We start from the raw sequence: 8,457 nt of genomic DNA, 5'->3' as shown, positions 1-8,457 counted from the left end.
TTTCATCAGTAATTTGTTTTAATTTCTCATTCTTGTTATAATTCATTTGAAGCCTCCTTCTTAATAAGCTCTGGTTAGTTTAGTCACTACCATTATAACCTATTAAGTTGTGAGGTTTCTTTATTTAACTATATCGCAAGAAGCTCCTAAATTGTTCCTTTGTAAGCTTGACCGTATTTAGAGAACGATAGCTTGTAAATGTGATTTTCTGAAAGTGCTCTGGCAAGCCATATTGGCATGGCCGAAGAACATTTTATTTCCAAAAGACATTGATTGTCATCCAAGAGCTTATTGCCATATATCTCACTGCTTAAGTTAACATCATAATCTCGCCATGTGATATTGTCATCAAAAGTAATTCGAAGTGTGGCATCTTCTTTGCCGGAGAAGGCATGACGATTGTAAGCGATTAGCATACTGGGATATAATTCGCCATAGTATTCTAGAAAGTAATCAATTTCGTTTTCAATTTGTCCAGTTCTACTGGAGCTGCCTAATAAATAAGCCTTTGACTCACCATATGGCATACTGATCCTTCTTTTGTATACAATGCCTTTGTATTTCTTTTTTAATTCAATAAATACATGTTCGTCACTATTGACTCTTCCATAAGATCGTATTCTAATCTTTTCCTTATATAGGGGTTTTAAGATGCTATAGCCGATCAATCTTTTATCAATAGTATCTAAATAGACATTAGAAATCATGTATTTTTCATATTTATCAGGAACTATACAGTCTGATATTGCTTTTAATAGAAGAGACTTTTGTTCTTTCGTAATGACATACTTGAGTTCTTTTCTTTTAAATGTTGATCCCTTATTCACTTTATCTCCTTTTATAGTTGAGTTTATATTATGAGTATATTTCATGAACTTAAAATGAACCTTAAGTCTTGAAATTTATAAAATGGATAAAAATTTTGACGATGATTTAGAAAAATAATTTTCTTTAACTTCACTTAAGGTTCGTAGATTAATCTATAAATACAAAGACGTAACTCAGTTCGAGTTTGAGGAGGCAATATGTTAAAAAAAATATTTATAATAGGTCTAGCAATTATGCTGGCTTTGGTAACCGTTTCATGTGATGACTCTACGGCCACTAATAATTTAACCAACAATAATATACTAGTTAGTGATGATGAGCTAGAATCAGGAGAACAAATAAGTTCAGTAGGCGAACTCGCTACTGATGAACAATCAAGTAAAGATACACAAGCTGATTATGATAGGGTCTTTAATCAAGACAAGGTTAATGAGATTATCATTACAATTGATCCGGAACAATGGGCTCTTATGCAAGAGGATTTAAGTGAGAATATACAATCAACCAGACAAAATGGTCCAAGTGCCATAGATTCTACCAGTGACTATACACCCGTTTGGGCAGAAGCAAGTATTTCTTTTGATGATGTGATATGGGAACATGTAGGCATCAGTTACAAGGGGAATTCAAGTTTATCTTCTACATATAGCAATCAAATTGGAAAGTTGTCATTTAAACTTGATTTCGATGAGTTTGAAGATTTATATCCAGAAATAGAGGATCAAAGGTTTTATGGTTTCAAACAGCTAAATTTAAACAATAATTTTTCAGATACTTCTTTAATGAGAGAAAAGGTTGCAGCTGATTTATTTAGAGAATTTGGTGTGACTGCCGCTATGACATCATTCTATGCAGTTTATGTGGATTATGGTGAAGGACAACAATATTTTGGCTTGTACACACTTGTTGAGGAAATGGATGACACTGGAATAGAAGGACAATTTGCAGATGATTCTGGCAATCTATACAAGCCTGATGGTGAAGCAGCAAGCTTTGCAAGCAACACTTATGATGAAGCGGAGATGGAAGCTAAAACAGAATCTGATTATTCCGATATGAATAGATTATACAATGTGGTGAATAGTGAACTCAGAATGACTGACTATGATGTTTGGAAGTCTGAACTTGAATCGGTATTTGATGTAGATGCCTTCTTAAAGTATTTAGCTGTCAATAACACAATTCAAAACTGGGATACCTATGGGAATATGACTCATAATTATTATCTATATAATAATCCCGAAACGAATTTATTGACCTGGATTCCTTGGGACAATAATGAAGCTTTTACGAATGGTAAAGGTAAGATGAGTGCTCTTAGTTTCTCAATGTCAGAAGTAAGAGATGATTGGCCGCTAATATCGTATTTGATGGAAGATGAGACTTATATTGAAAAGTATCAACAGTACTTAATTGAATTTACTGACCAAGTATTCAATACTGAAAAAATGACGCAAGTATATGAAAAACATTATGAGCTTATAAAGGCATACGCATATGACGAAGAAAGTGGTTACACATTTATAGATACCGATCAAAGCTTTGATAAAGCTGTGGAATATCTGATTCAACATGTTGAAGATAGAAAGGAAACATTAGATAGTTACTTGAACCAATAATGGTCAAAGTCTATTGGGGCTAAAGACATGACGATCTATTGAAGTTAAATTTGGAGAAGGTTTAAATGAAAAATAATATAAAACTTAGAATGATAATTGGATTTACTGTGTTTTTCTTCGCGGTATTAGCTGTCATGGTTGGATATACTTCGTTTAATTTCAGAGAAATCATGTTGCACAAGGACTTAAAGGATTTTAATGATGCTCTCGCAGAAGTAAAAGATGGCTACGATTACAACTCACCTAGATTTTTAAAAGAAGCAAGCGAGATGTTTGGTGGTATGGTTGTTATCATTGATGAAAGCAGTTTTAGGGATTTTAGAGAACTTAATCAAGATGTTGTTAATGAGATTAAAGAAGCATTAACTATGTCGGATTCATATCCAATGACTGCTGAAAGAGAAAGAATTTATGCTGGTAGATTAAATGAATCACAAATTCTAGTGAATATAAAACTACAAAGTATTTTCAATGATATGTCTTCTATGTTAAGTCGGTATTTAAGTTTAGCTTCTCTTATCATTTTTACAATATTATTGTTTGCCGCATACTTCTATATATCCTATTTTGAAAGGAAAATGACCTTTCAAGCTCAAAAGGAAATTCTATACTCATTAGGCAAAACAGCTGATGCACATTTCGGTGAAAACGGTGCTCACATAGAAAGAGTTAGTGAAATGATGTATAGATTTGCAAGAGTTTTAGGTCATAGCAAGAAAGAATGTGAAATGCTCAAGATAGCCAGTATGATGCATGATATTGGAAAAATCGCTATACCCGATAGCATTCTAAAGAAGCCTGGAAGGCTTACTGAAGAAGAGATGGCCAAGATGAAAACACATACGATTGAGGGGCAGAAAATTCTAGGTGACTCTAGCTTGCCAATTATTATGAATGCTAGAAAAATTGCACAATTTCACCATGAAAGAATAGATGGGAAAGGTTATCCACAAGGATTGAAAGGTAAGCAAATACCAAAGTATGCGAGGATGATGGCAATCGTTGACGTATTCGATGCACTTACAAATGATAGGGTTTATAAGAAAGCCTTTAGTTATACAGATGCATTAGAACTAATGCTTAAAGAAAGCGGAAAGCAATTTGATAAATCGCTACTTCGAGTATTTGTCAGTAATCTAAACTATATTACTGGCCAAGAGATAGATTTTAAACTTGAATTAACTGAAACAGATAATGGTGAAGGCTGTTATATTGTTTAGCAATCAGTAAATGACATAAAACAAGGAAAGAATGGGGAAATCATATGAAATCAATAAAAAATAGGATTGTATTACAATTCACACTGTTAATAATACTGATTATTTTTGGAGTCAGTACTGCCAGTTTGCTTGTCGCATCAGAAGCATTGTTGGATGAAAATGAATCTGCAATGAGTACTTTTTCTGTTGAAATTGCCAAGAGTATTGAAAATGAAATTGGAACAGTCATTAGTGAACTAAGTTTCTTATCAAATCACCCCTTATTGAGTAGTGAGGATACATCTGATGAGGATATCCTAATGATCTTTTCTGAAGAAGTTGAATTACGTGGTGTTAATGGATTTATCCAAGTAGATGTAAATGGTATGGGTATTATGTATGATGCTGAAAATAACAATCTTATTGATGTAGATGTAAGTGGAGAAGATTTTCTAGATCAAGGTCTGACAGGTAATACTTTTACTACGCTTTATAAGCCTTCAATTGAAGATAGTGAGCAGATGTTGTTTGTAATGCCTAGAACCAATAGAGATTCTGGGGAAATAGAGGGTTTATTTATGGCTTGGAAACCCTTGTCCAATATGTCAGAAGTCATTGAAGATATCGCCTATGGTGAATCGGGATTTGTCTTTTTAGTAACCGATAATGGTGAGACTATAAACGGTAGTGATACATATAAGTTTGTTGAGACCATGGCAGAGGAAGACACTGTTGAAAAAATTCTAAATCAAGAAGTTACAAATATGATTTACTCTCAAGGAGAACAAGCTTATATTGCCGCAACAAGCAAAGTGAGTGATACACCATTTACAATTGTCGTATCTGTAACTGAGGATTTTATAAATAGTGATATAAAAAACATGCTAGTCACTTTACTGATCACGGCAATTATTGCAATATTATTCAGTACTCTTATCGTTTATTTTGTTGTAAGTTCGATTGTTAAGCCTATTATTAAAGTTACAAAGAAAAGTCAGGAATTATCGGATTTGGTTATTAATTTGGGTGATGACGATGACAAAATGACAAAAGATGAAATTGGGAAGTTAAAAGCGTCGTTTAGAAAAATATCTGATAGCTTAAGTGAAATTGTAGGCGAAATAAGTGGGGCATCGAAAATGGTCGAAGAGCGTACCTTAAGCCTAAATCATATTAGTGAAGAAATTAATGAAAAATCAAATATGATTTTGATGTCTGTTGAAGAAATTAGTAAAGGAGCAACTGAGCAAGCGGAAGATATAAGTAGAATGATGGAAGATATCAATGTATTAAGTGATAATATTGAAGATGAACAAAATCTATTGGTTGATTTTGGTGTTATGGCTAAGACCATGACCGAGTTAAAAAATTCAGGTCTTGAAAAAATTAAATCACTTATGGACAAGACAGAAGACAACAAAAATATGGTTAGTCATATTAGCAACGTTATAGGTAGTACAAACACAGATGCAATAAAAATATCAGATGCAGTAAACATGATTGAGACTATTGCAGATCAAACCAATCTATTGGCGTTAAATGCTAATATTGAAGCTGCACGAGCAGGTGAACACGGTAGAGGATTTGCTGTTGTAGCAGAAGAGGTAAGAAAGTTAGCTGAAGAATCAGAACTTTTTGCAGGTGAAATTAAGAAGATCATTAATCAACTTACAGATAAGACAAAAGATTCAGTTGGCATTATGGATGAGATGATTAAGTTTCAAGAGGTACAGGATGTAACTGTCAATGAAACTGTAAATAACTTTAATGGTATCGCTGACCAGATTACAGTTATTCAACAAGGTTTAAGCATGTTGATGGATTCAGGTGAGAAAATGCGTCTGAAAAAAGTTAATATAGTAGATTCTGTTGGCAACCTTTCGGCAATTTCTGAAGAGAATGCAGCCACGTCCCAAAACATCTTAGCAATTGTAAATGAACAAACAGAAACAATTAGTAAAATATCAGTGGAAGCAGAATCGTTGACAAGATTAGTAGATGATTTAAGTTTAGTTGTCAGCAAGTTTAAAATCATTGAAAACTAGAAACGAGAATGTTTCTTCTAGTAGTTATCAAAAGATAAGTAAAAAGAAATACTTGATGTTTAATCAAATCTAAATGTATAAATTACAAAGAAAAACCCACACGATTTCTCGTGTGGTTTTTTGGTGCGAAAACTCGATACAGGCTAACTCACTCTGAATCTTCTAATGAATCAAAATAACCATTTTTCAGCAATAAGATTATTGTTAAATGTTTTGTTAAAACTACAGATTTCTTTACATTTAATCATTTTTTTACATATGTTTTTTTGCTGTGGTTTATACTTGGTATAAATGTTTCATACTTATTAGTCTATAAAACTAAAAAGTAGGGGGATATTTAAGCTTAAGAGCTATTTATTGCCTGCTTTTGACATAGCAAATCATGCTATACATTCCTAATTGTTATATATTTGAAGAGGTTAAAATCACAGCTAATTATGTTAAGAAACTAAATAAATGATGATTTGATAGAAACATTACTAAACAGACATAATAAATGCAGATTGGATTAGCAGATGTATTAGATAAAGTATTTCCAAAAAATGAAAAGTAAATGGTGAAATTTGAGCTTTTTATGATAAAATCTTACATAGGAGGATGTTGAAATGGCAAACAATGTAAGTGATAACAGAAGATTTTTAGCAAATGCTATAGGAAAAACTCAATACATAAGAACAGATGAAATCAGAGAAATATTAAAGAATTTAGAATTCGATTTAAAGAATAAAAGTGCTGCGGAGTTGAGAGGTGATTTATCGAGTGCAGTAAGAAATAATAATTTAGAAGCAATCAAGCTTGTTCTTGAATGTGAACATGATAAATATTATAAATATCAAGTACACTTTGAATATGATTATGAAGAGTTAATAGAAAAAATTGAAGAGTTAATTGATGAAGGTAATGTTCTCGAAGAAGGTGAAGAAGAATATTATCATCAACTGATAATGAACCCAATAGTATACTATTACTATGATGATGATGATATAACTGCAGTAGATTTGAAATTCTCTAATACTGTAGGGACAAGAGCAGATACAGCAGATACGATTAAGTTTCCTATAATAGTTTCTTTTTACATTGACGAGGGTATAATGCTAATAAAGCATGGTGCGTTACCAGAAGACTACGTTAGAAAAGGTGTATACATTAGTAAAATAAATCAAGTTAGGTCGTGGATTAGTAGATTTATCACTCCAGGTTATTCAGAAATTAATTGTTTTGAAATATTTGAAAGAATTAATCAAGATATTGAAAATGAACCTGAACTTATAGATGATAGAGTAACCAAGTATTCTGTGAAAATGGATGATGCTTTTGGAGGGAGAATCAATTTACGTGCTACTGATGAAGATTGTCTGCCTATACTTAGTCAACTGATTGAGTTAGCAGAAGCATTTAATAATGAAGATGATAAAAATAGCTTGATTGAGTTTGTTGAGAACATAGAAGAAGATGCATTCATTATTCAAAGAGGATTGAAATGGCATGTACCTAATGGTTCATTGAAACCAATAGAGTACATAGATGTTATTAGAAGAGTCTATGATGTTGATGGTGAAGGAAATTTGCTACCATTATTTATTCAACATCATATTCATTCAGAGGCTATTAATAGAGAAAGGACTGATCATGTTATCAGGTTTATTGCTCAATATCTATAATAATGTAAAAGAAAAGATTGAAATTGATGAGAAGACTATTTATGAAATTGATGTATACTTAAAAAAGAAAAAAGGAAGATATATATATTTTGAGAGTTTTCAAAAATTATTCCACTTTAATGATAAGGAAACAAGTATAATTTTTGGAGAATTTGTAAAAGCATCTATTATGGAAATGAAGTTTCAACAGTTTTGTCCTTCATGTAATACTATCTTACATGGAACGTATGATAGTGTGTTTGATTTACTTGGAAAGGAAGTTTGTGACGATTGTGGGGAAACATTGTTTGATGATAAGGAGCCTTTCAAGTATATAACAGTAAAGTTTAAGGTGAAAAAATAATGGGAATGACATTACAAGAATTACATCATTATAACCCAACACTAGCTAAATTAGCTACGAAAACGGAGTTAACTTACGATGAGCAAATTGAGTTAAAAAGACTCCTAGCATTAGTAGAAAATGAAGAAAAAGAAAAAATATCGACATTTGAAAAAGGCAAACGGTTAGAAGACTTAGTAAAATATATGTTTGAAATTACAGAAGTATTTAGTTATATCAGCAATGGGAACACTTCATCGAATGAAATCGATTTAACACTCATTATGAATCAAAGTGGTCGATTGCTGAGAAATTTTGTAATTCCAAAGTGTATGCCTGAAAGAATAATAGTTGAATGTAAGAATTATAAGACAGAGGTAGAAACAAAATATGCTAACTTGTTTGCAAATTTAGTTGTTCAATCAAATGCAGATATGGGATTGTTTGTTTCTACTCATGGATTGTCTGGTCATGGAAAGAGGTTTTGGAAAGATGGAGTAGCTGCAATTCACAAATTTAACTTATTACATCGAAATACAGATTGTGAACGAATTATACTAGATGTAACTCTCGATGATATCGAGCTTGCAATTAATAATGGGAAAACAGTTTATGATATGATTATGCAATTAGTGGTTAAAATGGAAGGCGACGTTACAAAAGAAGTTACTTATCAAAGTCATGAAAAATCAGGAATGATAAAATGGGAATAGTATAATTAGCAAAAATTAGCAATATAACAAATAAAAAAGGCGACTTCCGAGAAAATCCTTGGAGGTCGCT

Annotated in this window: 7 protein-coding genes; 6 read left to right on the top strand and 1 reads right to left on the bottom strand. The window is 32.0% G+C overall.

The genetic code is table 11. The features are described from left to right. Positions 1-146 precede the first annotated feature (146 nt). Positions 147-827: a polyphosphate polymerase domain-containing protein gene (locus tag EZV73_RS22970; RefSeq protein ID WP_240842792.1), complete on the bottom strand. Its 681-nt coding sequence runs from the start codon at positions 825-827 to the stop codon at positions 147-149. 198 nt (positions 828-1,025) lie between these two features. On the opposite strand from EZV73_RS22970, the gene EZV73_RS22965 reads away from it, so the two are divergent. From EZV73_RS22965 to EZV73_RS22940, 6 genes are all read left to right on the top strand, one after another. After that, positions 1,026-2,447: a CotH kinase family protein gene (locus EZV73_RS22965; protein WP_240842791.1), complete on the top strand. Its 1,422-nt coding sequence runs from the start codon at positions 1,026-1,028 to the stop codon at positions 2,445-2,447. A gap of 65 nt (positions 2,448-2,512) precedes the next feature. After that, a complete protein-coding gene (locus EZV73_RS22960) occupies positions 2,513-3,667 on the top strand; it encodes an HD-GYP domain-containing protein (protein ID WP_240842790.1) in 1,155 nt (384 codons plus the stop codon). A 44-nt stretch (positions 3,668-3,711) separates the two neighbouring features. After that, positions 3,712-5,691, top strand: a complete 1,980-nt coding sequence (locus EZV73_RS22955; protein WP_240842789.1) for a methyl-accepting chemotaxis protein — start codon at positions 3,712-3,714, stop codon at positions 5,689-5,691. 605 nt (positions 5,692-6,296) lie between these two features. Continuing rightward, on the top strand, positions 6,297-7,352 hold the full coding sequence (locus EZV73_RS22950; RefSeq protein ID WP_240842788.1) for a hypothetical protein: 1,056 nt from the start codon (positions 6,297-6,299) through the stop codon (positions 7,350-7,352). Further along, positions 7,321-7,695 carry a hypothetical protein gene (locus EZV73_RS22945; RefSeq protein WP_240842787.1) on the top strand — a complete coding sequence of 125 codons (375 nt, stop codon included), beginning with the start codon at positions 7,321-7,323 and terminating at the stop codon, positions 7,693-7,695. The genes EZV73_RS22950 and EZV73_RS22945 overlap by 32 nt, the downstream gene beginning before the upstream one ends. Further along, positions 7,695-8,387 carry a restriction endonuclease gene (locus EZV73_RS22940; protein ID WP_240842786.1) on the top strand — a complete coding sequence of 231 codons (693 nt, stop codon included), beginning with the start codon at positions 7,695-7,697 and terminating at the stop codon, positions 8,385-8,387. Before EZV73_RS22945 ends, EZV73_RS22940 begins: the two co-directional genes overlap by 1 nt. The last annotated feature ends 70 nt before the right edge of the window (positions 8,388-8,457 follow it).

Origin of the sequence: Acidaminobacter sp. JC074 (assembly GCF_022496765.1) — a bacterium.
GTDB lineage: Bacteria > Bacillota > Clostridia > Peptostreptococcales > Acidaminobacteraceae > JABXKX01.
Note: the sequence above shows the minus strand (reverse complement) of the source record. Positions and strands in the feature narration are given on the sequence as shown.